Source organism: Paramylibacter ulvae, assembly GCF_014652655.1.
Classification (GTDB): domain Bacteria; phylum Pseudomonadota; class Alphaproteobacteria; order Rhodobacterales; family Rhodobacteraceae; genus Amylibacter; species Amylibacter ulvae.
The window spans coordinates 180,215-205,599 of record NZ_BMZF01000001.1; the positions used below are offsets into that span (position 1 = coordinate 180,215).

At 48.4% G+C, this 25,385-nt stretch carries 18 protein-coding genes; 10 read left to right on the forward strand and 8 right to left on the reverse strand.

Features of this window, described 5'->3' with window-relative positions; all coding sequences use genetic code 11:
- Nucleotides 1-49: 49 nt before the first annotated feature.
- Complete coding sequence (locus IE094_RS00985; protein WP_189638708.1) at nt 50-2,869, reverse strand: Rne/Rng family ribonuclease; 2,820 nt, start codon at nt 2,867-2,869, stop codon at nt 50-52.
- A gap of 415 nt (nt 2,870-3,284) precedes the next feature.
- Here IE094_RS00985 and IE094_RS00990 point away from each other — a divergent pair, with 415 nt between their 5' ends.
- From IE094_RS00990 to IE094_RS01005, 4 genes are all read left to right on the forward strand, one after another.
- Nucleotides 3,285-4,511 (forward strand): N-acetylmuramoyl-L-alanine amidase, encoded by a 1,227-nt coding sequence (locus IE094_RS00990; RefSeq protein ID WP_189638709.1) that lies wholly within the window; start codon nt 3,285-3,287, stop codon nt 4,509-4,511.
- Nucleotides 4,512-4,645: 134 nt separating this feature from the next.
- On the forward strand, nt 4,646-7,210 hold the full coding sequence (locus IE094_RS00995) for a penicillin-binding protein 1A (protein WP_189638710.1): 2,565 nt from the start codon (nt 4,646-4,648) through the stop codon (nt 7,208-7,210).
- 66 nt (nt 7,211-7,276) lie between these two features.
- Nucleotides 7,277-8,401, forward strand: a complete 1,125-nt coding sequence (prfB, locus tag IE094_RS01000) for a peptide chain release factor 2 (RefSeq protein ID WP_189638711.1) — start codon at nt 7,277-7,279, stop codon at nt 8,399-8,401.
- A 5-nt stretch (nt 8,402-8,406) separates the two neighbouring features.
- Nucleotides 8,407-9,744 (forward strand): hypothetical protein, encoded by a 1,338-nt coding sequence (locus IE094_RS01005; protein WP_189638712.1) that lies wholly within the window; start codon nt 8,407-8,409, stop codon nt 9,742-9,744.
- Between the two features lie 50 nt (nt 9,745-9,794).
- Here IE094_RS01005 and IE094_RS01010 read toward each other — a convergent pair whose 3' ends face one another.
- The 4 genes from IE094_RS01010 to IE094_RS01025 form a co-directional block, all read right to left on the reverse strand.
- Complete coding sequence (locus tag IE094_RS01010) at nt 9,795-10,301, reverse strand: bactofilin family protein (RefSeq protein ID WP_189638713.1); 507 nt, start codon at nt 10,299-10,301, stop codon at nt 9,795-9,797.
- A complete protein-coding gene (locus IE094_RS01015; RefSeq protein ID WP_189638714.1) occupies nt 10,301-11,629 on the reverse strand; it encodes a DUF5930 domain-containing protein in 1,329 nt (442 codons plus the stop codon). The genes IE094_RS01010 and IE094_RS01015 overlap by 1 nt, the downstream gene beginning before the upstream one ends.
- Before the next feature lie 189 nt (nt 11,630-11,818).
- Nucleotides 11,819-12,631 carry a ferritin-like domain-containing protein gene (locus tag IE094_RS01020; protein ID WP_189638715.1) on the reverse strand — a complete coding sequence of 271 codons (813 nt, stop codon included), beginning with the start codon at nt 12,629-12,631 and terminating at the stop codon, nt 11,819-11,821.
- Nucleotides 12,628-13,086, reverse strand: coding sequence for a peroxiredoxin (locus IE094_RS01025; protein WP_189638716.1), 459 nt, complete (start codon nt 13,084-13,086; stop codon nt 12,628-12,630). Before IE094_RS01025 ends, IE094_RS01020 begins: the two co-directional genes overlap by 4 nt.
- A 110-nt stretch (nt 13,087-13,196) precedes the next feature.
- Between IE094_RS01025 and IE094_RS01030 the strand changes: the two genes are divergently transcribed.
- The 5 genes from IE094_RS01030 (at nt 13,197) to lpdA (ending at nt 20,960) form a co-directional block, all read left to right on the forward strand.
- Nucleotides 13,197-16,469 carry a YhdP family protein gene (locus IE094_RS01030; protein WP_189638717.1) on the forward strand — a complete coding sequence of 1,091 codons (3,273 nt, stop codon included), beginning with the start codon at nt 13,197-13,199 and terminating at the stop codon, nt 16,467-16,469.
- 39 nt (nt 16,470-16,508) lie between these two features.
- Complete coding sequence (gene queA, locus IE094_RS01035; protein WP_189638718.1) at nt 16,509-17,555, forward strand: tRNA preQ1(34) S-adenosylmethionine ribosyltransferase-isomerase QueA; 1,047 nt, start codon at nt 16,509-16,511, stop codon at nt 17,553-17,555.
- 88 nt (nt 17,556-17,643) lie between these two features.
- A complete protein-coding gene (locus tag IE094_RS01040) occupies nt 17,644-18,909 on the forward strand; it encodes an MFS transporter (protein ID WP_189638719.1) in 1,266 nt (421 codons plus the stop codon).
- A 2-nt stretch (nt 18,910-18,911) separates the two neighbouring features.
- Nucleotides 18,912-19,493, forward strand: a complete 582-nt coding sequence (locus tag IE094_RS01045; RefSeq protein ID WP_189638720.1) for a DUF924 family protein — start codon at nt 18,912-18,914, stop codon at nt 19,491-19,493.
- A 72-nt stretch (nt 19,494-19,565) separates the two neighbouring features.
- Nucleotides 19,566-20,960 (forward strand): dihydrolipoyl dehydrogenase, encoded by a 1,395-nt coding sequence (gene lpdA, locus IE094_RS01050; protein ID WP_189638721.1) that lies wholly within the window; start codon nt 19,566-19,568, stop codon nt 20,958-20,960.
- Between the two features lie 28 nt (nt 20,961-20,988).
- On the opposite strand, the gene IE094_RS01055 is transcribed toward lpdA, so the two are convergent.
- Both IE094_RS01055 and IE094_RS01060 read right to left on the reverse strand, forming a co-directional pair.
- Nucleotides 20,989-21,726 carry a VIT1/CCC1 transporter family protein gene (locus IE094_RS01055; RefSeq protein WP_189638722.1) on the reverse strand — a complete coding sequence of 246 codons (738 nt, stop codon included), beginning with the start codon at nt 21,724-21,726 and terminating at the stop codon, nt 20,989-20,991.
- Between the two features lie 66 nt (nt 21,727-21,792).
- Complete coding sequence (locus tag IE094_RS01060) at nt 21,793-22,338, reverse strand: peroxiredoxin (protein ID WP_189638723.1); 546 nt, start codon at nt 22,336-22,338, stop codon at nt 21,793-21,795.
- A 258-nt stretch (nt 22,339-22,596) separates the two neighbouring features.
- Between IE094_RS01060 and lipA the strand changes: the two genes are divergently transcribed.
- On the forward strand, nt 22,597-23,553 hold the full coding sequence (gene lipA / locus IE094_RS01065; protein ID WP_189639402.1) for a lipoyl synthase: 957 nt from the start codon (nt 22,597-22,599) through the stop codon (nt 23,551-23,553).
- A gap of 70 nt (nt 23,554-23,623) precedes the next feature.
- Here lipA and IE094_RS01070 read toward each other — a convergent pair whose 3' ends face one another.
- Nucleotides 23,624-25,204 (reverse strand): DEAD/DEAH box helicase, encoded by a 1,581-nt coding sequence (locus tag IE094_RS01070; protein WP_308429180.1) that lies wholly within the window; start codon nt 25,202-25,204, stop codon nt 23,624-23,626.
- Between the last annotated feature and the right edge of the window lie 181 nt (nt 25,205-25,385).

Consider the following 25,385-nt stretch of genomic DNA (forward strand, 5'->3'; position numbering starts at 1 on the left):
CAGGTTTATGCCAAAAAAAAGCCCCGCTTGCGCGAGGCTTTTTGTGTTTTTACGAGCGTGACCACCAACCGCGTTTTTTGGGCGCAGGTTTCGCCACCGCATCACTGGGTGGGGATGCGGGTGTCGGCGCGGGCACTGGAACCTGTGTGGGTTCGGGCGATGGCGCTGGTGTTGGATCTGGTGTTGGCACGGGTGCGGGATCCGCTGGTGTCGGGCTTGGCGCTGGGATTTCCACAGGTTCGTCAGCGGCTGTTGTTTTTTTTGCCGCCGGTTTGCGTTTCGCAGCAGCGCGCGGTTTTGCCGCCGCTTTGCGCGTTGGCTTTTTCACAACTGGCGCATCTTCGCCAACGGGTTCTGCCGTTTCTGTTACATCAGCATCGGCTTTTGCTTTGGCTGTTGTTTTCTTGGCAGGTGCCTTTTTCGCGGTGGTGCGTTTTGCCGCGGCGCGTTTTTTCGGCGCGGGTTTTTCGCTGGGCTCTGGCGTTTCAACAGGTTTTGCATCTTCGGCAACGGGTGCTGGTTCAGCTGTTTCTGTTTTTGGCACTGCTTTTGGTGCACGTGGTTTGCGCGGGGCACGTTTGCGTGTTGGCTTTGCTGGCGCTTCTGCGGCGTCTTCTGTTTTTGCATCAACGGGTGCATCTTGCACTGGCGTTTCTGTCACCGGTTCAATTGCGTCTGCCTTGGCCGTCTCTGGTGAATCAGCTGGCGCATTGTTCGCATTGTCTGAATTTTCCGCGTTTGCGTCTTGGCTTTGTGTACCATCCGCGCCATTTTTGTTGCGCCCACCGCGCCGACGCCGACGACGGCGTTTTTTCTTGGGCTGATCTTCATCATCACCAATGGGTGCGGGGGCTGCTGGTGAAGGTGGCGCTGTTGTCAGATCATCGGTTGATGTGCTGCTCATGGTGATCGCACCAGATTCATCGCTGTGTTGTGCAACGATGCGGCTGGCGGTTTTCAATTTTTCCATGGTGTAATCAGGGCTGATCATTGAAACGTCTGCTTCGATCCGCACCGACATGCCATAACGCGTTTCAATCGCGCTGATATGTTCGCGTTTGGCGTTCAACAGATAGTTTGCAACATTGACGGGCGTCGTGACCAACACTTCGTTTGTGCGTTTGCGTGTCGCTTCTTCTTCGATTTCGCGCAGGATTGCCAATGCTTGGCTACCGTCGGAACGAACAAGTCCTGTGCCGTGACAATGCGGGCAGGGCGCGGTTGTCGCCTCTAGCATCCCAGGGCGTAGACGTTGGCGTGACATTTCCAACAAGCCAAATGACGAAATGCGGCCCACTTGGATGCGTGCGCGATCATTTTTCAATTTGTCTTTTAGACGTTTTTCAACGGCAGAATTGTTGCGGCGTTCTTCCATGTCGATGAAATCGATCACGATCAAACCAGCCAAATCGCGTAGGCGCGCTTGTCGTGCCAATTCTTCTGCGGCCTCAAGGTTGGTGCGCAATGCGGTATCTTCGATCGAGCCTTCTTTGGTGGCACGACCAGAGTTTACATCAACCGCGACCAATGCTTCGGTCACATCAATCACGATATAACCACCTGATTTTAGCTGCACAGTCGGGTTAAACATACCACCCAAATACGCTTCGACCTGATAACGGGCGAACAGGGGCATTGATTCCTTGTAGTGCGTGATTTTTTCAACGCGGGTTGGCATCAACATTTTCATGTATTCAACCGCATCCGCGTAACCACGATCACCTTCGACAATGATTTCGTCGATTTCGCGGTTATATAGATCGCGAATGCTGCGTTTGATCAAATCACCCTCTGCGTAAATTTGCGCAGGTGCGATTGATTGCAATGTCAGATCGCGGATCTGTTCCCATTGGCGCAACAGATATTCGTAATCGCGTTCGATATCGGTGCGGGATCGTTTGGCACCTGCGGTACGTACGATTAAACCAGCGCCCTTTGGAACTTCAATTGCGTTGGTTATCTCTTTGATTTTCTTGCGATCTGTGGCGTTGGTGATTTTGCGTGAAATGCCACCACCGCGTGCGGTGTTTGGCATCAGTACACAATAACGACCAGCAAGTGATAGATATGTTGTCAGTGCAGCACCCTTGTTGCCGCGTTCTTCTTTGACGACCTGAACCAAAATGATTTGGCGTACTTTCACAACTTCTTGGATTTTATAACGACGTGGGCGGGGTTTGCGTGGGCGCACCTCTGCTTGGACTTCGTCATCGGAAATTTCTGCGTCAGCCAATTCGTCGTCTTCGACAATTTCACCATCAACTGCTTGAGCGGTTTCATCGGCGTCGTTGCTGGAAACTTCGGTTACAGTGTCAACGGTTTCAACTTCGTTTTCAATGGGTTCGCCTGCGTCGGCATCCGTTTGGGCGGATTCAACGGGCTGTTCCTGTTTATTTTCAGGAACCTCAACCAAACCATTTTCTTCGTCAACGTCGATCACATCAGGGGATGTGGCATCACCTGTAACAACCGCATCTGTTTGCGCAGATTCAGCGACAGTTTTGGATTTAGCACGGCTGCGGCGGCGCGATTTTGTTTTTTGTTTGGATTTTTGCTCTTCCGCTTCGGCAACGGCCTTGGCGTATGCTTCTTCCTCTTCCAACAGCTTTTCGCGATCGGCGACAGGAATTTGATAGTAATCGGGGTGAATTTCGGAAAAGGCCAAAAATCCGTGGCGATTCCCGCCGTAATCAACAAAAGCCGCCTGAAGCGATGGCTCTACGCGTGTAACCTTGGCAAGATAGATATTCCCTGCAAGTTGACGTTTATTTAGACTTTCAAAGTCGAATTCATCTACTTTGTTTCCTTCTACAACAACAACGCGGGTTTCTTCCGCGTGTGTTGCATCGATAAGCATTTTCTTTGACATGTTTTCTTTCTGACACGCAAATCAAAGCCTCCCTTGTTCAGGGGACGTTGAATTTACATGTTTAGTTAAGGCGATAGCGCGCGATACGCCAACAGGCGCAGACATGTCCGCGGTGTTTTGGCTGTTTTTCGGCGCGCGTTTCATCGCGGTTTTCTCCGACGCTCTTATTCGTGAGCGTTGATATAAGGCCGATTTCGCACTGATTGCGCAAAATGGGCTGTTCTGTTTGGCCATTTGGCCTGCTGGGGGTTCATCGCGGTCTTCAGCAAATGCCTGTCGCAAAGAATACCGCCAGCGAAACTTTGTGGTGATTTTTCAAACACCGATTGTTCATCAATAAGTTGAAGATTAGGCAATTACAATCTGTTTTTGTTTTGCTATATTATAAGAAACAGCCAAAGAGCGGTAAAAAGCAGTGAAAACGATCATATCAGCGCTAATTTTTTGCATATTTCAATGTTGGGCGGCGGTTGGCGTTGCCCAAGAATTCGGTGCATTGGCACGCATTGACGCCAATCGTACGAAATTGGACGATAAATTATGGGGTTTGCAAATTGATTTGGGATTATCCCAACCCGTACCGTTTCGCGTCTACACATTGGGCGAACCATATCGTTTGATCTTGGATTTTAAACAGGTTGATTGGGCACAGCTGCCCAGTGATTTTATCGAAGAATCAGAAAAGGTCACGGATGCGCGGTTTGGTGCGTTTCGCCCCGGCTGGTCGCGGATGGTTTTGACATTGTCTGAACCAATGATTGTGAAAACCGCAGAGATGGGTACCGAAAACAGTGCTGGAACTGGTCAGTTGTCGGTTTATTTGGAACAGGTCAACAAACAAGACTTTGGCGAAAAATCCACGCCGCCCAATGATGCACTCTGGGATTTGCCTGCGTTCAAGGCGGATATGATTGCCAAAAAACGCCAAGACGGGACACGTCCCATTATTGTAATGCTGGATCCGGGTCACGGTGGGTTGGATACTGGCGCTATTTATGACGGGCATTCTGAAAAAGACTTGGTTTTGCAATTTGCGCTGGAATTGAAAGAGGCACTTATTCGAACAGGGCGGTTTCAGGCGTTTATGACACGCGGTGTTGATGATTTCATCTCGCTCCCTGGGCGTATTGCATCGGCGCGGGCGCAAAACGCAGATGTGTTCATATCTTTGCATGCGGATGCGGTGGTGTCTGGATCGGCGTCTGGTATCACGGTTTACACCTTGTCAAACAAAGCATCAAACACCAGTGCCGAACTATTGGCCAGCCAGCTTTCGCGTTCCGATCTGTTGGCAGGTGTAGATCTTACGGATCAGGACGATGAACTGGCAGGGGTGTTAATGGATTTGGCGCGATTGGAAACATTTGAGCGCAGCGATATGTTGGCGGAAATGATGGTTCTGGAAATTGCGCAATCCGTGGGCAAGCTGCGTAGCCGTCCACATTTATCCGCTGGCTTTGCCGTATTAAAAGCACCCGACATTCCATCCATCCTGATCGAACTGGGTTTCATGACCAATCGGCGTGATCTTAATAATTTGATCACACAATCGTGGCGTTCCAAGGTGATTGATGGTATCGTTTTAGCATTGGATTCATGGGCTGTCGAAGACGCGGCGGCCGCAAAATTGTTACGACAATAGGGTTTTAATTAGACGTTAAATTCACTATGTAAGGCGAAACGTATCGGCGGATTTTGGGCGTATTTTTATGATGCGGCTTTTGACCAAAACCCAGCAACCGCCTAAATAACTGTCGAACTCGACGAGGGATTCCCGTGCTAAGATCAATTGTTTCATTTTTTGGTGTTATTTTTACAGTGCTCACATTGGGCGCAATTTTGGGTGTTGCCACGATTGCGGCGGTGTTTTTGGCATACGGTCGCGACTTGCCCGATCATGACAGTTTGGCAGGATACGAGCCCGCAACGATTTCGCGGGTTTATGCGGTTGATGGGGGCGTGATGGATGAATTCGCATCTGAACGACGCCAATTCACGTCCGTCGAAGAAATGCCCGATATTTTGAAAAACGCATTTATCAGCGCCGAGGATAAAAACTTTTATAACCACAAGGGTTACGATCCACTTGGTATTGTAAAGGCGGGGATTGACGCGGCAACAGGTGGAACATTGCGCGGTGCGTCCACAATCACGCAACAGGTGACGAAAAACTTTTTGCTGACCAATGACCGTTCCGCAGAACGCAAAATCAAAGAATTGATCCTGTCCGCGCGGATTGAAGGATCATTGAGCAAAGATCGCATTTTGGAATTATATCTGAACGAAATTTTTCTGGGCCAAAATTCATATGGTGTGACGGCGGCGGCCGAAACCTATTTCGGTAAAACTCTGGAACAGTTGAATTTGCAAGAGGTGGCTTATTTGGCATCCCTGCCAAAAGCGCCGTCAAATTATCATCCCGTGCGCCAAAAAGAACGCGCGTTGAATCGTCGAAATTTCGTTCTACGTGAAATGGCTGAAAATGGTTATGCCACAGAAGAAGAGGCTAAACTTGCCCGTGCCAGTGATCTGGAAACCGTGCAGGGCGGTCATATGGAAACTGCGCGTTCATCTCGCCCGCCGCGCAATTATTTCACCGATGAAATTCGCCGCCAGGTGACTAATTCATTTGGTGAAGATGAATTTTTCACAGGTGGTTACGCCGTACGTGCCACGATGGATACAGATATGCAGCGCGAAGCAGAACGTGCGCTTCGCCGTGGGCTAGAGGCATATGATCGCCGCAACAGCCCGTATTTCGGCGCAGTTTCCACAATCGATACGGCATTGTTGGATGACGAGCCAAAATGGCGCAATGCGTTGGAAAATGCCAAAGCACCGCGCGATATCGAAAACTGGTATCCAGCGGTGGTGTTAAGTGTCGGTGAAAAAACCGCTCAAATCGGCGTAGAGGGTTTTGACTACAACGAAGAACGCGACCGTCTGTATTTTTCTGTTGAAAACAAATGGGCGAAAAACAAGGTCAACAAAGATGGCGATCGTTTCCGTATGAAAAACGCCGCTGATATGTTTTCAGCGGGTGATGTGGTTTTGGTGAAATCGGCGTTGAACGATGATCGCAGTGTGAAATCTTGGACCTTGCGCCAAGTGCCGAAAATCCAAGGTGGCTTTGTCGCGATGGACACAAACACGGGGCGCGTGTTGGCCATGCAGGGTGGTTTTTCATATCAGCACAGCGTGTTTAACCGCGCAACACAGGCACAACGCCAACCCGGTTCGGTGTTCAAACCGTTTGTATATGCCGCCGCCATGGATAGTGGATATTCCCCTGTGACCATTGTGGTTGACGCGCCGATCAAAATCAACACGCCACAGGGCTTGTGGACACCAAAAAATGCATCGAACAAATTCTATGGTCCCGCGCCATTGCGCGTGGGGATCGAACAATCACGTAACCTGATGACCATTCGTTTGGCACAGGATGTGGGCATGGGCGTTGTTGGCGGATATGCCGAACGCTTTGGCGTGTATGATCGCATGTCGCGTGTGTTGTCTGGTGCGTTGGGTGCGCAGGAATCCACACTTTATAAAATTGTTTCATCCTATGCGATGTTTGCAAATGGTGGTGAGCGTATTCACCCCACATTGATCGATCGCGTCCAAGATCGCAGTGGTAAAACGGTGTTTCGCCATGATGGCCGTGTATGTGCGGATTGTGGCCCCGGAGATTTGGCTGACGGACAAGGCGTAACCCTGTCATCTGACAAAGAGCGCGTCATGGACGAAGTTACTGCCTATCGCATCACATCCATGATGCGCGGTGTAGTTGAACGCGGCACAGCACGCAAAACCGTGAACTTGGGCGTGCCAGTGGCGGGTAAAACAGGGACAACCAACGAAGCCAAGGATGTTTGGTTTGTTGGTTTCACCAGCAACATTGTTGCGGGCTGTTACATGGGATTTGATACGCCTAAAACGCTGGGACGTGGTGCATCTGGTGGTGGCATGTGTGGCCCCGTATTCCAACAATTCATGGCCAAAGCTGTGCAAAAATACGGTGCTGATAATTTTGAACAGCCAGATAATACCGTATTTTACAAATTCGACCGATTCAGCGGTGTACGCTTGCCCGATGATGCCACAGGCGATCACGTGGTGCGCGAATTGTTCCGCATCGGTGAAGATTTTGATGCAAACGGTTTGCTAGATTTTATCGACGGTGGATTTGAAGCCGAAACAAATATCGAAATTTTCAGCAACTTTAGCCGCAATACAACCACTACCAAAAAGGACAAAGTAGTGCGCACATCCACGGGCAAGAAAAAGAAAATCCCAGCCAAGGCCAGCTTTGGTTCATTGTCCAGTGGCGGGCTCTATTGATGCGGTTGCTCTTTACCTAATGGGCGCGAATGGCTAGAAAGATGGTTCATAATACGGACCAGAATAATGCGTGCAGAAATCGAAAACCTTGTTGGTGAAATCAATAAATCGCTAGAGCTGTTGAAACAGCGCATGGATTGGGACACTGCCGAATATCGCATGGAAGAATTCAATGCGCTGTCCGAAAATCCTGACCTGTGGAACGATCCTGCCAAGGCGCAAAAATTGATGCGCGAACGCCAGATGTTAGCGGATGCAATTGACGGGTTTAAAAACCTGTCCCAAGATCTGGCCGATAATATTGAATTGATCGAACTTGGCGAAATGGAAGAGGACCAAGAAGTCATCGACGAGGCAGAAGCCGCCATTCGAAAGGTTCAAAAAGAATCCGCCAAACAAGAGATCGCCGCGTTGTTAAGCGGCGAAGTGGATGGCAACGATACGTTCCTTGAAATTAACGCGGGCGCGGGTGGTACAGAAAGCTGTGACTGGGCATCAATGTTGGCGCGCATGTATGTGCGATGGGCGGAAAAACAGGGTTATTCCGTGGACGAAGTTGCCTATAACGCTGGGGATGAGGCGGGGATTAAATCCGTCACCTATCAGATCAAGGGCGATAACGCCTATGGCTGGATGAAAACCGAAAGTGGTGTGCATCGTTTGGTGCGCATTTCACCATTTGATTCAAACGCAAAACGCCACACATCGTTCAGCTCTGTTTGGGTTTACCCTGTGATTGACGACAATATCGAAATCGAGATCAACCCATCCGATTTGCGTGTTGATACGTTTCGCGCATCGGGTGCAGGTGGCCAGCATGTGAATAAAACCGATTCCGCGGTGCGCATGACCCATATCCCCACAGGGATCGTTGTGCAGGCATCGGCGAAATCACAGCACCAAAACCGCGCCACATGTATGAACGCGCTAAAATCGCGTCTGTATGAAATTGAATTGCGTAAACGCACCGAAGGCATCCAGGAAGCCCATGATAACAAGGGTGACGCGGGGTGGGGCAACCAAATCCGTTCCTATGTCTTGCAACCCTATCAAATGGTGAAAGATTTGCGTACCAATGTGGAAACATCCGACAGCCAAGGCGTGCTGGATGGCGATTTGGATCAATTCATGGCGGCAGCATTGGCGCTGGATGTATCTGGTAAAACACGTGCGGAGGCACAAGAAGGGTAGTTAGTATGAAGCTTGATCCAGCAATTTTTGCCAAGAGCCACGATGTTTCGGCGGCTTGTATATTTGCGGACGGGCTTCCTATTCTTGATGACGACGCATTGATTAAGTCAATTGTTGCGGCATTTCCAAATCAACGGTTTGGCCAAAAATACGGTGGATCGGCGACGGGCAATGATCTGCATTTCACGATTGGCGATTGTTTCGTAAAAATCGCATTGCACAACGAAAAATTGGCGAAAAACACGTTTCAAGAAGCGTTGAACTCGCCATTTAACAAATCACTGGCCGTGGATTTTGAAACACTAATAGATGCGCATAAAACCCATGCGTTAATCCACGTTGGCACGGGAGCAGGTGTTGCACCCGTTCTTGATGATATGCCAGATGATGTCTTGGCGATGCTGCAATCCATTGATAAAACGGATAATTCTAGTGGAAAAGAAACGCAAGACAGCTATGGCTTTCGCTTAAATCTGCTGTTGAAAGTGGTGGCATTCGTGAACCATGCCCATGAACCGAGCCTTGTACACTGGATGGCATCACAACATTTATTGACCGCCAGCGGTTTTGAAATCGCGACGCGTGAAAAGTTCCCGATATTTCTGTTCACACATCCAAAACTGTTTGGATCAAATGACCCAGAGACAGGCAAACAGCTCATCGGTGCACGGTTCATGAATTCAGAAAAATTCATAGGGAAAAACCTGGTGTTTGAACAATCCCCGCTTGGTTTGAAACCGTTGTTGGAATTGTCTCTGATGTTTATGCAATATTGCCGACAGTTAGGAACCATTCCAAAACATGGCGAAAGCTTTGGTCGTTCTGCGCATGAGGTTATTCATGTGTACCACCAAGACAAAACCAGCACCGATCCATTTGGTGCTGTGCATTTGCGTGTCACCAGACATGCCGATCTTCCTGATGATTATGTGCCCGTGGAACCAACGGCACCTGATGTCACAGAATCGCAAGATATGTCAGAAATGGCTTTGGTAACGGCAGAAGTTGGTGTTAACGTTGACGGAACAGCTAAACGAAAGATTACCATGAGCGATGCGCCCAAAAGTTATCCTGATTTTGATCGTGCCGAAGACGAGTTGAGGTCACTGTTTCGCAATATCGATGATGGGAACGGCACAACCACCCAAACCATCGACGAAGTTAGCGATAATGACACTGCGAAAAAGGGCGGTTTTTTAAGCGGATTATTTGCCAAGAAAGAAAAGCCAGCACCAGAACCGAGCAAAGGTGTGATGGCGCATGTCCACAAATTTTTCACTTTGCTTTTGTTATTGATGGCTGCTGTTCTGGCCTATCTTATGATCCCACAATTGTTGGGATAAAAAAAGCCCATCCAAATGGACGGGCTGTTTCAATGCGATGTTATAAAACCTTAGGCGTCTTTTGCGGCCACCTTGCCAGATGTTTTGGCAACGGTTGCATTCAACGGATCGTCTTGGCGTGTGACTGAACCCTCAAAATGTGCGCCGCTTTCAATTGCGATTGTTTTGTGGATGATATCACCCTTTACATCGGCTGTTGATGTCAAACGCACCTTAAGACCGCGCACGCGGCCAATGATACGACCATTGATCACCAAATCATCGGCGATCACTTCGCCTTTTACGGTTGCGCCTTCGCCAATCGTCAACAAATGAGCGCGAATGTCGCCTTCGACCGTGCCTTGAATTTGGATATCACCAGAGGTTTTCATGTTCCCCTTAATCGCCAAATCCGCAGACAATGTGGACGCTGGCGGCTTTGCCTTTGGCGCAACAGGAGCAGGGGATGCAGATGACGATGGTGTCACGGCTGGCTTGCTTGCCGGCGCAGGTGATGTGTCTGACTTTGCAGGTGCCGCATCTTTTGCTGGTGCGTTGATTTTGCTTTTGGAAAACATTAGTTTACTGACCTCATATAATTCGCTGGATTAACAGCTTTGCCGCCGACGCGGATTTCATAATGTAGATGAACGCCCGTGCTGCGTCCAGTGTTACCCATATCACCTATACGATCACCACGTGAAACACGCTGTCCATTTTTAACGCGAATTGCGTTTAAATGAGCATAAAATGTTTCGAAACCTTGACTGTGGCGCACTTTAACCAAGTTACCATAACCGCTTTGACGACCTGCGAATGTCACAACACCGTCAGCGGTTGAAACGATTGGCGTGCCGCGCGGGCCTGCCATATCGCGACCCTTGTGCAAACGACGACCACCTGTTTTTGGGTCACTACGATATCCAAATCCGCTGGTATAGCGAAAGCTGCCCGCGACAGGATGTGCCAATGGCACCTTGCGCGCGGCCAATTTCAACAAATTAACGCGATCCAAATCTTTTAACAATTTGTTGGCGCGATTTGAAATTTGATCGTCAAATATGCTTTTGGATGACACAACAAGCGGCGTCATTGGGCCACCTGTGCCTGAATATCCACGGCTTACTTCGTTGATGAGGTTGTCAACGCTGATGCCGCTTCGGTTTAGGTTTGATTTCAATGGGCCAAGGGACACATCCACGGCCTCTTCAAGGCGGGCAAAGATTTGATCGCCGCGTTCTTGCAACAAGCGTGAATCAAATTCCATTTCGGCAACGCGGTCTTTTAGCGCCTTATGTTCCATCAAAACCGCATCGCGTTCTTGGCTTGTCGTGCCAAGCGCGTCGGTGACAAACGACAGGGTGGTTTGCACATCCTCGGCATTGCCAATGCGATTGTCGATGCTGCCAGAAACAGTTTGCAATTCATTCAACAATGAATCTGATTTTTTCTGTGCGATATCACGATCTTTGACAGCGGCTTGTAATTTGCGCTGCATAATCTTGATGCCGGTCGCCAATTCGCGGCGTTCTTCTTCGGCTTCGAGCAGATCGGATTGTTGTTCTGAAATTTGTTCAAGTGCGATGTAAAACCGTTCTTGTGCGGTTTGTGCCTCTAATGCGCGCTGATCGCGTTCACCAGAAATTTGTTCCAAACGATCCTGAAACGCAATTTGAATAACTGCAGATTGTTTTCCTTCGGAATTTGCCGTCAGTTTATCAATTAACAACGCGGATGATGCGATCACACTCCAACACACCGTCACAGCAATAGCCGCACCAATGGTCGTCTGTGCCAGTGGCGACAAACGGACGTAGCGAGTTGATTTATCTGATCTCAAATAAATACGTTGTTCAGGAACTTGATTTCCCAATGCGCGATTTAATGAAACAAATAGTCTTTTCATTCCCCAGCCTCTTGATTTTTTGCTTGGCCTAGTTACCCCGCCACAGTCTTTACGGAATGGAACATGTTCAATCAAACAGTTTTTACCAGTGTTTCAAAAAACGCCGCGATATACGGGTAAATAAGCGGGATTTTGCCACTTTGCGCTGGGTGACCAAGCACAACGCCAAAACTGTAATTTGAAATTGGCCTAGCTCACGGCGACGGGCCAATAAAAATCAAGCGGTATTCCTGCCTCTGCGCGCTTTTCATCATTGAAAGGTGGTTTCAATCCACCGGGGAAATATTCGCCGACCAAGCGGTGGAATTCAATCTTGGGATCTTTGTCGTGGCGACCACATAAAAAGTGAAACCATTTGGAACCATAGGCCACATGCCCAACCTCTTCGCCGTAAATAGTTTCCAGCGTTGCAACGGTTTTGTCATCGCCGACCTTGTTAAACATGTCGATCATGCCAGGGGTCACGTCCAAACCGCGCGCTTCCAACACCATCGGCACAATTGCAAGGCGGCCCATAAAATCGGTGGCGGTGGATTGCGCGGATCGCCACATGCCCAAATGGGCAGGGATTTCACCATAAAAGCTGTCCATGTCATGCAAACGATCACATAACAGATTGAAATGTTTCGATTCCTCTGCCGCGGCCTTAACCCAATCGTCAAAATATCCCCGTGGCATATCAACATGGGCAAAGCGAGGGATGATATCCCAGTGTAAATCAACCGCGTTCAATTCGATATGTGCGATCGCATGAAGCAACGCCGCACGACCCTTGACCGATCCGGTTTTGCGCTTTGGCATTTTGTTGGGGGGCAACAATTCAGGGGCATCAGGGCGCGATGGCACATCGGGGGGCGTTGCATTACCAATTTCAAGTGGGTTGTTATCAGCAACTGAATCAAACCACATCTTGGCAGCGGCGAGCGATTTTTGCGTCTTTTCATGCCCATCTTTGGTGGTAAGTACATCCACCGCTAATTCGGTTAGTGTCGGGCGCGTCATAAATCTTTGACCGCCAGCAATACGGATTCAACATGATCTGGAACTTTGACCTTGCGCCATTCCTGAACCAATTCACCATCTGTGTTGAACAAAAACGTGGATCGTTCGATCCCCATGAATTTTTTGCCATACATGTTTTTTTCTTTCCAAACGCCGAATGTTTCGCACAGATCGGTGTGTTCGTCTGATAACAGGGGGACGGTCAAATCTTGTTTGGCAACGAATTTATCATGTGATGAAACGCTATCCTTGGACACGCCGTAAACCACTGTGTTTAAATCGGAAAATTCCTGTTTCATATGCGAAAAACCGATGGATTCTTTGGTGCAACCGGGTGTGTTATCACGCGGGTAGAAAAATAAAACCACGTTTTTCCCTGTCAACTTTGACAGGTCCACATCACCACCGCCGTCACGCGGGAGGGTTACGTTAGGCAATTTTTGACCTATATGCATCTATATCATCCTTTTTACATGGCGCGCTGTGCGAACTGTCGTAAAATGCAATAGTGTAGCATTTTTAGAAATGCCACCAAAAATACGCTAGGAACCCAGTTGGGACACCAATGACCAAAGACACCGCCGTTGCTCCGCGCAAACGGAAACATCCGTTTTTGCATTTTATCGGATTCTGCTGTTCGGTAACAATAACGGCTGTTGTTATTGCGTTGTTATTTATTGGTTTTCTTTATCTACGATTTTCAACAGGGCCAGTTGAACATCCCAAATTAGTGGAATTTGTCGAAAACCGCATCAACCGTGAAATCAACGGATCGCAGGTGGAAATCGGCCAGTTTCAAATCCATGCCAAGGATTTGGATCAGGCCGTAAATATTCAACTAAGAGATGTTGCACTGAAAAATGCCCAAGGTGCAAATATGTTATCGTTCCCCTTGGCCGAGCTCGCATTTTCCAGCATGGCAGCGGTACGTGGCGCAGCGCGACCAGAGGCATTGCGCATCCAAGAAATGAACCTGTCAGTCATTCGCCACAAAGATGGATCATTTAATTTTCAAACTAAAACAGAAACATCTGATATTGAATTCAATTCGATTGATAACATTCTGAATTCATTCGCTAAAATTGAATGGCTGCAAGACCTTCAAACGATTGAATTTGTTGATACCAAAGTACGATACGATGATCGGTTTTCGGGCCAACAATATACGTTTGATCGTGCAAATGTGAGCCTGACACGTACACAAGATTTATTTGATTTGCACAGCGATCTGGAACTTGAACAAGACGAAAACGCAAACACGACGTTACAAATTTCGCTGCGCCATCGTTTGGGCGCTGATACAAGCCAGCTAAAGGTTGGGTTCGATAATGCCAGCCCCGTACAATTGGCGGGACAGGTGCGCGCGCTTGGTTGGTTGCGTGGGGTTGATGCGGTGGCGTCTGGGTCTTTTTTATTGGAATTGGCGCAATCGGAAATAGTCAAGGATTTTTCTGGTGTGCTTGATCTGACGAACGGGCGCGTGCGGGGATTGCTTGATGAAACAACGCCAAAATTTGATCGGATCAAGGCGTATTTCAATTACCAAGGTGACGCCGAGCGGTTCACTTTTGACAGCATAGAAATTGACGCGCCGCGTTTGAAACTGGCGGCGGTTGGCGATGCAATATTGCTACGTGATGATTTGGGCGAAATCGAAATTTTGCAAACTGATCTGAATGTGTCTCAATTAAACTTTGCCGATCGTGAAGTGTTTTCCAAAACACTGGCGTTTCAAACTGCGCATATCAATGCAGATTTTCACATTGGTAAACACCGCGTGCATGTTTCAAATGCTTTTTTGAAAGACGAAAAAACCAGCTATTTTGTAAAAGGGTCATCGTGGATAAACGAAGATATTTGGCAGAGCAGTTATCAATTTCGCGTCGATGAAATCGGGGTTAATCGTCTGATCTCACTGTGGCCAATAGAGGCGGCGACAAAGACACGCGATTGGATTGCAAAAAACATAACCAAGGGCATGGTAAGGGGGTTAAACGGGCACATATTGTTGCGTGATGGTTCGCCCAATTTGGAAATGAATTTCTTGGCGAGTGATGTGGATGCCAAATTCATGCGCACCATGCCGCCCTTGCAATCGGCGACGGGCGTGGGCCGTTTGACCGAAACCGCGTTTTCAATTCAACTTGCAGATGGGCATGTGACAACCCCGCGTGGTGAAAACGTGGATTTGGCAGGATCAACGCTCACCATTCCACAAATCACGGCAAAGCCCGCGTTAGCAAAGATTGACCTGAAAACCCAAGGCAGCATTTTGGCCGCGCTTGAACTGTTGAACGTTGAACAGTTTCAATTCATTGACAAGGTTGGTTTGCAAACCGACGTGGCACAGGGGAATTTGCGTACGAATGGAACATTACATGTGCCATTGGCCAAAACCACAACAACCAAGGAGTTGTTTATAGAATTCAATGGTGACATTCAAAACCTTAGCACCGAAAAACTGGTCGCGGGGAAAACGATCACCGCCAAAAGTGTTGCATTAAATGTTGATAACGCGGGCATGTCGCTGCAAGGGCCTATTCGATTTGATGGGATCGATACCACCACAAAATGGCATATGGAATTTGGACAAGGTAAATCGCAAAACATCACGTCTACCATGCAGCTTGATCAGGCAAGTCTGCGCAAGTTCAACGTTAATTTCCCAAAGGGAAGCATTGATGGGCGCGCCCCAGCGAAAATTGATATTACTCTGAATGCAGGTCAGGCCGCCGATTTCCAATTGCAAAGTAACCTTAAAGGGTTGGCGATGAACGTACCCACATTGGGATGGCGAAAAGGAGCAAGTTCTTCGGGTGATTTACGCGTGAGCGGATCGCTTGGTCAAAATCCCAAAATTGATCAATTTGCATTTTCCGCAGATGGATTGGCGGCAAAGGGTACGGTTGATCTTGGCGATAAAGGTACATTCAAAAGCGCCCAATTTGATGAAATTAAGGTCGGCAATTGGTTTGATACATCCGCCACAGTTGTCGGGCGGGGTGCAGGGGCGAGTAAGATTTTGCTCAATGGTGGACGCGCCGATATGCGCCGCTTTCAGTTTGGCAATGCGAGCGGTGGTGGCGCGATCGATGTAAGCCTTGATCAATTGGTGATTACCGATGCAATCACGTTGCACAACCTGCGTGCAACGCGCGGCGCGGGCGCATCCGCGATTGGAAAATTTACCGCCAGCTTAAATAACCAAGCCAACATCGCTGGGACATTTCAAAATGGACAATATGGGACCAGCATTCGCATTCAATCCAGCGATGCTGGGGGCACGTTGCGCGGGGGTGGCGTGATGCAAACCTATCGCGGAGGTGATTTGATCCTCGAAATCGCACCACAACAACAGGACGGGAATTTCAGAGGTAAATTTTCAATCGACGGTGGTCGCATGGTACAAAGCAATGGAATGACATCGTTAATGAATGCCATGTCGGTTGTTGGGTTATTGCAGCAAATGAAATCCAAAGGTATCCATTTTGACAAAATCATTGGTAATTTTGCGATCACGCCTAAAAATATCCAGCTACAAAATATCAGTGCGGTTGGTCCATCCATGGGGATGACCGTGAATGGATGGTATAATTTGGGGCAAAGATCGGTTGATATCGAAGGCGTGGTAACCCCGCTCTATGTATTGAACGGTGCGTTCCAACGTGTGTTTGGGAAATTGTTTGGCCGCCAAAAGGGCGAAGGGTTATTCAGCTTTACCTACACAATGACAGGCGATTCCAAAAACCCCAAAGTGGGGGTAAATCCGTTTTCGATTTTGACCCCTGGCATTTTTCGCGAAATTTTTCGCCAGAATCAGCCCCAACCGTCGCAATAGGCTTGCAATTACATCCGCGTTCGGACACAGGCTGTTTTTATGAAACTGTCTGATTTTGATTTTGATTTGTCCGAAGAATTGATTGCGTTGCGCCCAGCAAAACCGCGATCTGCTTCGCGTATGCTTGTGGCCCAATCGGGTGAAATTAATCACCAAAAATTTTCTGATCTGGCATCATTTTTGCGCCCCAATGACCGCTTGGTTTTGAATAATACCAAGGTTATTCCCGCGCGCCTGAATGGACAACGGCGCCGTATTTCAGACAATGGCGAAACATTTGCTGGTTTGGAAATAACCCTTTTGTCGATGGATACGAACGGGCATTGGCTGACACTGGCAAAACCTGCAAAACGTGCCAAGGTTGGCGAAGAAATTATATTCGCGGATGACTTCAACGCCACCGTTATATCTAAATCTGAACAGGGTATGGTGTTGGAATTTAATCTATCGGGCGCTGCGTTTGATCGACAGCTGGCCGCGAATGGTTTTATGCCGTTACCGCCATATATTGCATCCAAACGCCCCGCCGACGAACAAGATCTGGCGGATTACCAAACCGTGTTTGCCAAAACCATGGGCGCGGTCGCCGCGCCAACGGCGTCGCTTCATTTTGAAACAGATCAATTGGATGCGTTGCGCGATATGGGCGTGAATACCAGTGAAGTTACTTTGCATGTGGGCGCAGGCACATTTTTACCAGTAAAGGTTGATGATATCGCCGATCACAAAATGCATTCCGAATGGGGAGAGGTCAGCGCAGAGGCCGCCGCAGAAATCGCCCAAACCCGTGCAAGTGGCGGGCGGGTAATCCCCGTTGGCACCACCGCTCTTCGCCTGATCGAAACGGCGGCGCGGGGTGGGGAAATCAAACCTTGGGTTGGTGATACTGATATTTTCATAACCCCTGGGTTTGAATTTCATGCAACCGATGCCTTGATCACCAATTTCCATCTGCCAAAATCCACTTTGTTAATGTTGGTCAGTGCGTTAATGGGGATGGACCAGATGAAACAAATCTATCAAACCGCCATCCGCGAACAATACAGGTTTTTTTCATACGGTGATGCGTCGTTATTGGTTCCATAGTTCATTCGCGCCAGTTTACGTCGATAACAGCACATTTATCAGTTTTATGATCAGTTAAGTCACAGCTAAATCTTACGGAGTAATGCCCATGTTTGGGGTTCTTAAAAATTCATGGGCACTTCTTGTTGGGATGCTTCTGTTAATGCTTGGCAATGGTTTGCAAGGTACGTTGCTCGGTATTCGCGGCGCGATCGAAGGGTTCAGCCCCGTTACCATGTCATGGATCATGGCAGGGTATTTCCTTGGCTTTTTGGGGGGATCGCGGCTTGCCCCTGAAATGATCCGCCGTGTTGGGCATGTGCGGGTTTTCGCAGCTCTTGCATCCCTGATTTCGGCCTGTTTGATTTTGTATGCTGCGTGGCCAAACCAATATTTCTGGTTTTTCCTGCGTGTCGTTTTGGGGTTCAGCTTTTCTGGCGTTTATGTGGTTGCAGAAAGTTGGCTGAATGACAGCGCAACAAACGAAACCCGTGGTCAAACCTTGTCGATGTATTTGATTGTCCAAATGATGGGGATCGTTTTGGCGCAATGGGTCATGAACTTTGCCGATCCGGGTGGATACACATTGTTTGTAATCGTATCCGTCGCGGTATCATTATCATTCGCCCCGATTTTGTTATCGGTTAGCCCTGCGCCACAGTTTCAAACGACAAAACCGATGAAGCTATATGATTTGTTAATCGCATCCCCGTTGGGTGTTGTTGGCAATTTTTTGTTGGGTGCCGTGTTTTCGGCGTTGTTTGGGATGGCGTCAATTTTTGGTACGGAAAAGGGCATGGATGTTTCAGATATCACATGGTTTGTCGCGTCAATTTATACCGGCGGAATGTTGTGCCAGTTCCCGATTGGGTGGCTGTCTGATCGCATGGATCGCCGTATTTTGATCGTTGCAATTACGGCTATTGGCTTCGTTGCCTCACTCTTTGCCACATTGGTTGATGGAAATTTCACCATGTATTTGGTGGTCGGATTTATCATCGGAGGCGTCTCTAACCCGCTGTATTCATTGTATATTGCATATACGAACGATTTTCTGGAACACGAAGATATGGCCGCTGCGTCTGGTGGTTTGATCTTTATCAACGGGCTCGGCGCGATTGTGGGGCCGATGATTGTGGGTTGGGCAATGACGCGATTTGGTGCGAACAGTTTCTTTGCCTATATCGGTGTTTTGATGGCGATGATGTCGCTTTATGCGATGTATCGCATGACGCAACGCGCAGCGCCATCAATCGAGGATACCAGCATTTACACACCAATTTCCCCATCTGGTTCACCTGTTGCAGTTGAGCTTGCACAGGAATATGCTATCGAAATGGCGCTCGAAGAAGAACAGCACGTCGCGCAGGAGTAAGCATGGAACGAGCAGATGAAATAATTGATTTTTGGGTGAACGAAGTTGGGCCAGATGGCTGGTACATCGCTGACGAAAATGTGGATGCCCAAATCAAAGAACGGTTCATGGCCGATTACGATTTGGCAGCAAGCGGCAAATTGGAAGAATGGGAAAAAACCGCCACGGGGACATTGGCGATTATTATTCTGTTGGATCAATTTGCTCGTAACATGTTTCGCGGTCGCCCAGAATCGTTTGATGCAGACCCGCTTGCACGCGATGTGGCAGGGCGCGCAATACGCAAAGACTTTGACCAGGAAATTGACGAACCTTTACGCCAGTTTTTCTATATGCCATTTATGCACTCGGAAAATTTGGGCGATCAAACGATTGCGGTGAAACTGTTTAAAAAACGAACAAGTGACGTTGGTAATAATCAAATCCACGCGCAAGCGCATCGCGAGATTATTCATAAATTTGGTCGGTTTCCGTTTCGAAACAATGCCTTGGGCCGTGAAAGCACCGCCGAAGAAACCGCATTCATGGACAAGGGCGGGTATCGCGCCATTGTCGAAAAACTGACTGCAGAATCCAGCGAATAGCCACGCTTGCCACACCGCCCGATTTGGTGCATTATATAATGGTTTAATGTTAAACTATATGCGAGATCTATGATGGCTAACACATCCTTTGATATGATTGTAATTGGCGCGGGGCCGGGCGGCTATGTTGCGGCGATCCGCGGTGCGCAATTGGGATTAAAGGTTGCTGTGGTTGAACGCGAACATGTTGGTGGCATTTGTTTGAACTGGGGCTGTATCCCGACAAAGGCTTTGTTGCGGTCATCCGAAGTTTTTCACCTGATGCATCGCGCATCCGAATTTGGCCTGTCTGCTGATAATATCAACTATGATTTGGATGCGGTTGTAAAACGTTCACGCGGTGTGGCAAAACAATTATCATCTGGCGTGACCCATTTGTTAAAGAAAAATAAAATCACCACCATCATGGGCACGGCGAAATTGATCGCCAAAAACAAAGTTTCCGTAAAAACCGACAAAGATACGCAAGAGCTTACAGCGAAAAATATCGTTTTGGCGACAGGTGCGCGTGCGCGTGAATTACCGGGACTAGAGGCCGATGGTAAAAATGTATGGACATACAAACACGCATTAAACCCGCCCCATAACCCCAAAAAGCTTTTGGTGATTGGATCAGGCGCCATTGGCATCGAATTTGCCAGTTTTTATCACACGCTTGGCGCGGAAACGACCGTGGTCGAGGTGATGGATCGCATTTTGCCAGTTGAAGATGCTGAAATCGCGGCATTTGCCAAAAAATCCTTTGAAAAACAGGGAATGACAATCATGGAAAAGGCAACGGTCAAGAAACTTGATCGTGCCAAGGGTAAGGTGACCGCGCATATTGAAAAAGACGGTAAAACCGAAAAACAGGAATTCGATACAGTGATTTCCGCCGTGGGGATTGTTGGCAATGTCGAAGACCTTGGTCTGGAAGAACTCAAAATCAAAACCGATCGCACCCATGTTGTGACAGATCCGTATTGCCGCACAAATGTTGATGGCATATTTGCAATTGGTGATCTGGCTGCACCACCTTGGCTGGCACACAAAGCATCCCACGAAGGTGTAATGGTTGCCGAATTGATCGCGGGACAAAAACCACATCCGGTGAAACCCGAAAGCATTGCGGGCTGTACATACTGTCACCCACAAATCGCCTCCGTTGGTTATACTGAGGCGGCAGCCAAGGACAAAGGGTTCGACATCAAGGTTGGGAAATTCCCATTTATCGGCAACGGTAAAGCCATCGCATTGGGCGAGTCTGAAGGCTTGGTAAAAACCATTTTTGACGCAAAAACTGGTGAATTGTTGGGCGCACATATGGTGGGCGCAGAAGTCACCGAATTGATCCAAGGCTACGTCGTTGGGCGCCAATTGGAAACCACAGAAGAAGACTTGATGCACACCGTATTCCCGCATCCCACACTATCCGAAATGATGCATGAATCGGTTTTGGACGCGTATGGCAAAGCGATCCATTTTTAATTGAACGGGCAGGGCGGCAATGCCGCCCTTATGCAAATGCCAATCCAACCCCATATGCCACGGCGGCGCACACTCCGCCAACCAGAACAGTTTCACCGACACAGCGCAAAATGTTCTGGCGAATAACCGCAAAACGCAACAATCCCAAAATGGTTAACGCAGTGAATGTTGCAATGACCGACAGATGAAATGTTGATCGCTCAGGTTCAAACATAAAATAGGGTAACAGTGGGATAATCCCAAATGTGATGAACGCAGCAAAGGTGGCCAAACCATTCAACGCAGGGTTTTCATCGGCGGGATCGGACATTCCAATTTCATAGGACATCATGAAATCTGCGTAATAATCGGGGTATCTTTCCAAAATATCCGCCATCGCAGCGGCGTCTGTGGCGCTCATTCCTTTTTCGGCTAAAATTTCCAACGCCTCTTGTCGTTCCATTTCGGGGTTGTTTGTTATCTCGATCAATTCATCGTCGCGGACCGAATGGTACAAATCGTTTTCGCTGCGCGCGGACAGGTATTCACCCAATCCCATTGCCGTGGCATCGGCAAACAAATTCGCCAATCCAAACAGCAAAACTGCAATCGCACCAACCTGTGCAACACCGTCTTGACCGGCACCTGCGAATCCTGCGACCACCGCAAATGTCGTAACAATTCCATCATTACCACCATAAATGATCTGTTTAATAAATTCGCCCATTTTGGAAATATGATGTTCGCGTCCGCGATGGGTGGTGATACCGTCAAAAGTATTGCTCATACGATGTTCCAAAATAAAAGGGCCACGCCCAGCGTAGCCCCTTATCTGTGATTTGCAAACCGTGGCTTACGCCGCTTTGTTTGCCTCGGCTTCTAAATATTCCAACAGGTTTTCAGGTGAACTTTCGCCATATGGATCATCGCCGTGGTTATCCGCACGACCTGGTTCTTCGAACCATGCCTCAACAACACCGTTGTTGACGATGGCGGCATAACGCCACGAACGCATCCCAAACCCTAGGTTATCCTTATCGACCAACATACCAACTTTGCGGGTGAACTGGCCCGAACCATCTGGGATCACCTTCACATTTTTAATATCTTGGCTTTGCGCCCATTTGTTCATCACGAAACTGTCGTTCACAGACAGACAGTAAATTTCGTCAACACCAGCGGCTTGGAATTTGTCAAAATTGTCTTCAAAGCCGGGCAATTGATAGGTTGAACACGTCGGGGTAAATGCGCCCGGCAATGAGAATAAAATCACGCGTTTATTAGCGAAAAAGTCGGCCGTTGTTTTGTCTTCCCAGCGAAATGGATTTGGGCCTTCGATCGCGTCATCACGCACGCGCGTGTGAAATGTAACGTCAGGGAGGGTGACACCAGTTTTCATCGTATTTTCCTTTGTTTTCAATGTGGTTACTGCAAACCACAGAATCGATTATTCTCTTGCGCAACCTATTGCTCAAGGCGTGCATTACAACGACATATTTGTGGAATACGGGTCTTTGCGACAATATTGCGCGGCGTTATTTTGACACCTATGCAGAATGTGAAATCCTGCTATGAAATTCATCACAATTTGCGCGAAATTTCGCACTGGGTATTACATTCCAAACAGCGTAATGTATAGTAATCGCAACAAGTGAGGATTGTGATGCGTGATTTAAATATTCCCGAACAGCGCCACCCAGAAAAGGCGCATAAGCCTGACAATGCCCAGCCAAAAAAACCCGATTGGATTCGGGTCAAGGCACCAACCTCCGATGGGTATAAAAAAACCCGTGACATCATGCGTGACAATAAACTGGTCACCGTCTGCGAAGAGGCTGGTTGCCCAAATGTTGGCGAATGCTGGTCGCAAGGCCACGCAACTATGATGATCATGGGCGAGGTTTGCACGCGTGCTTGCACATTCTGCAATATCGCCACAGGTAAACCGCCAGAGGATCTGGATGTGTTTGAACCGGGGCGCGTGGCGTCTGCGGTGAAAAAGCTGGGTCTGAACCATGTTGTGGTCACATCCGTTGATCGCGATGATGTCAAAGATGGCGGGGCAGAGCATTTTGCTCAAACAATCCGTGCCATTCGCAAACAATCCCCGAACACTACAATCGAAATTCTAACACCCGATTTTATTCGTTGTGATGATAGCGCGCTTGAAACTGTCGTTGCTGCGCGCCCCGATGTGTTTAACCATAACCTAGAAACCGTCCCCGGACTGTACCCAGAGGTTCGCCCAGGTGCGCGATATTTCCACAGTTTGCGTTTGCTGCAACGGGTCAAAGAGCTTGACCCATCCATGTTCACCAAATCGGGGATCATGGTTGGCCTTGGCGAAGACAAACAATCCGTTGTGCAGGTCATGGAAGATATGCGCGCCGCCGATATCGATTTCCTCACCATCGGACAATATCTGCAACCGACACCCAAACATCACGCGGTTGATCGTTTTGTCACGCCCGATGAATTCGCCAACTACGAAAAAACCGCATTTAACAAGGGGTTTTTGATGGTGTCGGCCACGCCGTTGACACGCTCAAGCTATCACGCAGGTGATGATTTTGCTCGGCTCCGCGCCGCACGTCTCAAGGCACTCGGCCACTAACAAAAAGGCCAGCATGTAAATTGCTGGCCCTCTCCAAATGTTTAAAATATCCGCGCCGCAGGCATCCGCCTTAACGGCCGCGCGACTTTGGTTTGCCTTTGTTGCGCGACGAATTCGGCTTGCCTTTACCTGCACCCGCCCATTTACCACCACGTGGTGGGCGTGATGCGCGACCACGGCCACCACCACCGCCCATATTTTCATGCGATGGCATCGGTGTGTTGGTCAAACCTTCCATCACCTCAACAGGGATGTCTTGTTTGATTACCTTTAGGATATCTGCCAATTGTTTTTGCTCATCAGGTGCGCAAAACGCGATCGCGCGCCCTTCGGCGCCTGCACGCGCGGTGCGACCAATACGGTGGACATATGCTTCTGGAACATTAGGCAAATCGAAATTTACGACTAGTTCGATACCTGGAATATCAATCCCGCGCGCGGCAATGTCCGTGGCAATCAACACATATGTTTTACCTTTGCGAAAATCCTCCAATGCGCGTTGTCGCTGACCTTGGGATTTGTTTCCGTGAATGGCGTCTGCCTTAATATCCTGTGTTCCCAACCACTTAACAAGCTTATCTGATCCATGTTTGGTTCGTGAAAACACGATGATACGTTTGTTTGGGTTTGCCTTTACAATACGTTCCAGCGCCAAGCCTTTGTTCATTTTCACCAAATACATCAATGATTGTTTGATACGTTCGGCGGTTGATGAAACCTGTGCGACTGCGACTTCTACAGGGCTATCCAAATATGTATTGCTCAGCTCTTTAATGGCTTTGGGCATGGTTGCAGAGAAAAGCAATGTTTGACGCTCGGTTGCGACTTTGCTCAGGATACGTTTGATGGACGGCAAGAAACCGATGTCCATCATTTGATCCGCTTCGTCCAGCACGATGAAATTCGTTTGATCTAGGCGTAATGCCTTTTGATCAACCAAATCTTCCAATCGACCCGGTGTTGCCACCAGAACATCCACACCTTTGGACAGTGCCTGCATTTGTTTGCGGATGGGTGCACCGCCGATCACGGAGGTAATCGTCAATGGCATGCGTTTACCATATTCTTTGATTGCTGTGTGAATTTGCAATGCCAACTCACGCGTTGGCGACAAGATCAACGCACGCGCAGAGCGTGGTTTTAAATCCGTTGGGTTTTCCAACAGGTTTTGCAACAACGGCAATGAAAATGCGGCGGTTTTACCCGTACCAGTTTGCGCCAAACCAACAATATCGCGTCCCTTAAGGACAGCAGGAATTGCCTGTTCTTGGATCGGTGTTGGTTTTTCATACCCTTGAAAGCCAAGCGCTTTTACGATTTCGCTGTCCAACCCCAATGCACCAAACGCGCTTGCGTCTGATTTTGGTTTTGCTTCTTGCTTTTGTTTTTTATCGGTGGGTGCGGGGCGGCTTGCATTTCGTAAAATGCGGCCTTCTTCGTCTGTCATTTGGGTGATGTTTGCGGCGGCTTGTTTGCCTGTCACATCATCTGTTTCCATTTCAAATAAAAGACGATCGCCTTCTTTGATTTGTTTTAGCCCTGTTTTTTTTAGTGCTTTCATATGTACAAAAACATCATCACCAGCTTCGTCTGGTTTGATGAATCCGATGCCCTTTTTGGCGTTATACCAAATTACGGTGCCTGTATTCATTGATTATACCTATCTGACGCGAAACAGCCCGTCAGGTGCCATTGGCACGACAGGTTTCGCATTGCGTTTCATTTATGATTGCGCTTCTTCTTTTCATGCGACAAACACAAATTCCAAAACGCGCAAATGGCCGATGCCATTGATCGTGCTTCAATAGGTTTCAGGTGGATAAGTCAAGCAA

Excerpts from the sequence above, each read along its gene's own strand:
- IE094_RS00985 (WP_189638708.1), bottom strand. The coding sequence starts at position 2,869 with ATGTCAAAGAAAATGCTTATCGATGCAACACACGCGGAAGAAACCCGC.
- prfB (WP_189638711.1), top strand. The coding sequence starts at position 7,277 with ATGCGTGCAGAAATCGAAAACCTTGTTGGTGAAATCAATAAATCGCTA.
- IE094_RS01005 (WP_189638712.1), top strand. The coding sequence starts at position 8,407 with ATGAAGCTTGATCCAGCAATTTTTGCCAAGAGCCACGATGTTTCGGCG.
- IE094_RS01010 (WP_189638713.1), bottom strand. The coding sequence starts at position 10,301 with ATGTTTTCCAAAAGCAAAATCAACGCACCAGCAAAAGATGCGGCACCT.
- IE094_RS01015 (WP_189638714.1), bottom strand. The coding sequence starts at position 11,629 with ATGAAAAGACTATTTGTTTCATTAAATCGCGCATTGGGAAATCAAGTT.
- IE094_RS01020 (WP_189638715.1), bottom strand. The coding sequence starts at position 12,631 with ATGACGCGCCCGACACTAACCGAATTAGCGGTGGATGTACTTACCACC.
- IE094_RS01025 (WP_189638716.1), bottom strand. The coding sequence starts at position 13,086 with ATGCATATAGGTCAAAAATTGCCTAACGTAACCCTCCCGCGTGACGGC.
- IE094_RS01030 (WP_189638717.1), top strand. The coding sequence starts at position 13,197 with ATGACCAAAGACACCGCCGTTGCTCCGCGCAAACGGAAACATCCGTTT.
- queA (WP_189638718.1), top strand. The coding sequence starts at position 16,509 with ATGAAACTGTCTGATTTTGATTTTGATTTGTCCGAAGAATTGATTGCG.
- IE094_RS01040 (WP_189638719.1), top strand. The coding sequence starts at position 17,644 with ATGTTTGGGGTTCTTAAAAATTCATGGGCACTTCTTGTTGGGATGCTT.
- IE094_RS01045 (WP_189638720.1), top strand. The coding sequence starts at position 18,912 with ATGGAACGAGCAGATGAAATAATTGATTTTTGGGTGAACGAAGTTGGG.
- lpdA (WP_189638721.1), top strand. The coding sequence starts at position 19,566 with ATGGCTAACACATCCTTTGATATGATTGTAATTGGCGCGGGGCCGGGC.
- IE094_RS01055 (WP_189638722.1), bottom strand. The coding sequence starts at position 21,726 with ATGAGCAATACTTTTGACGGTATCACCACCCATCGCGGACGCGAACAT.
- IE094_RS01060 (WP_189638723.1), bottom strand. The coding sequence starts at position 22,338 with ATGAAAACTGGTGTCACCCTCCCTGACGTTACATTTCACACGCGCGTG.
- IE094_RS01070 (WP_308429180.1), bottom strand. The coding sequence starts at position 25,204 with ATGAATACAGGCACCGTAATTTGGTATAACGCCAAAAAGGGCATCGGA.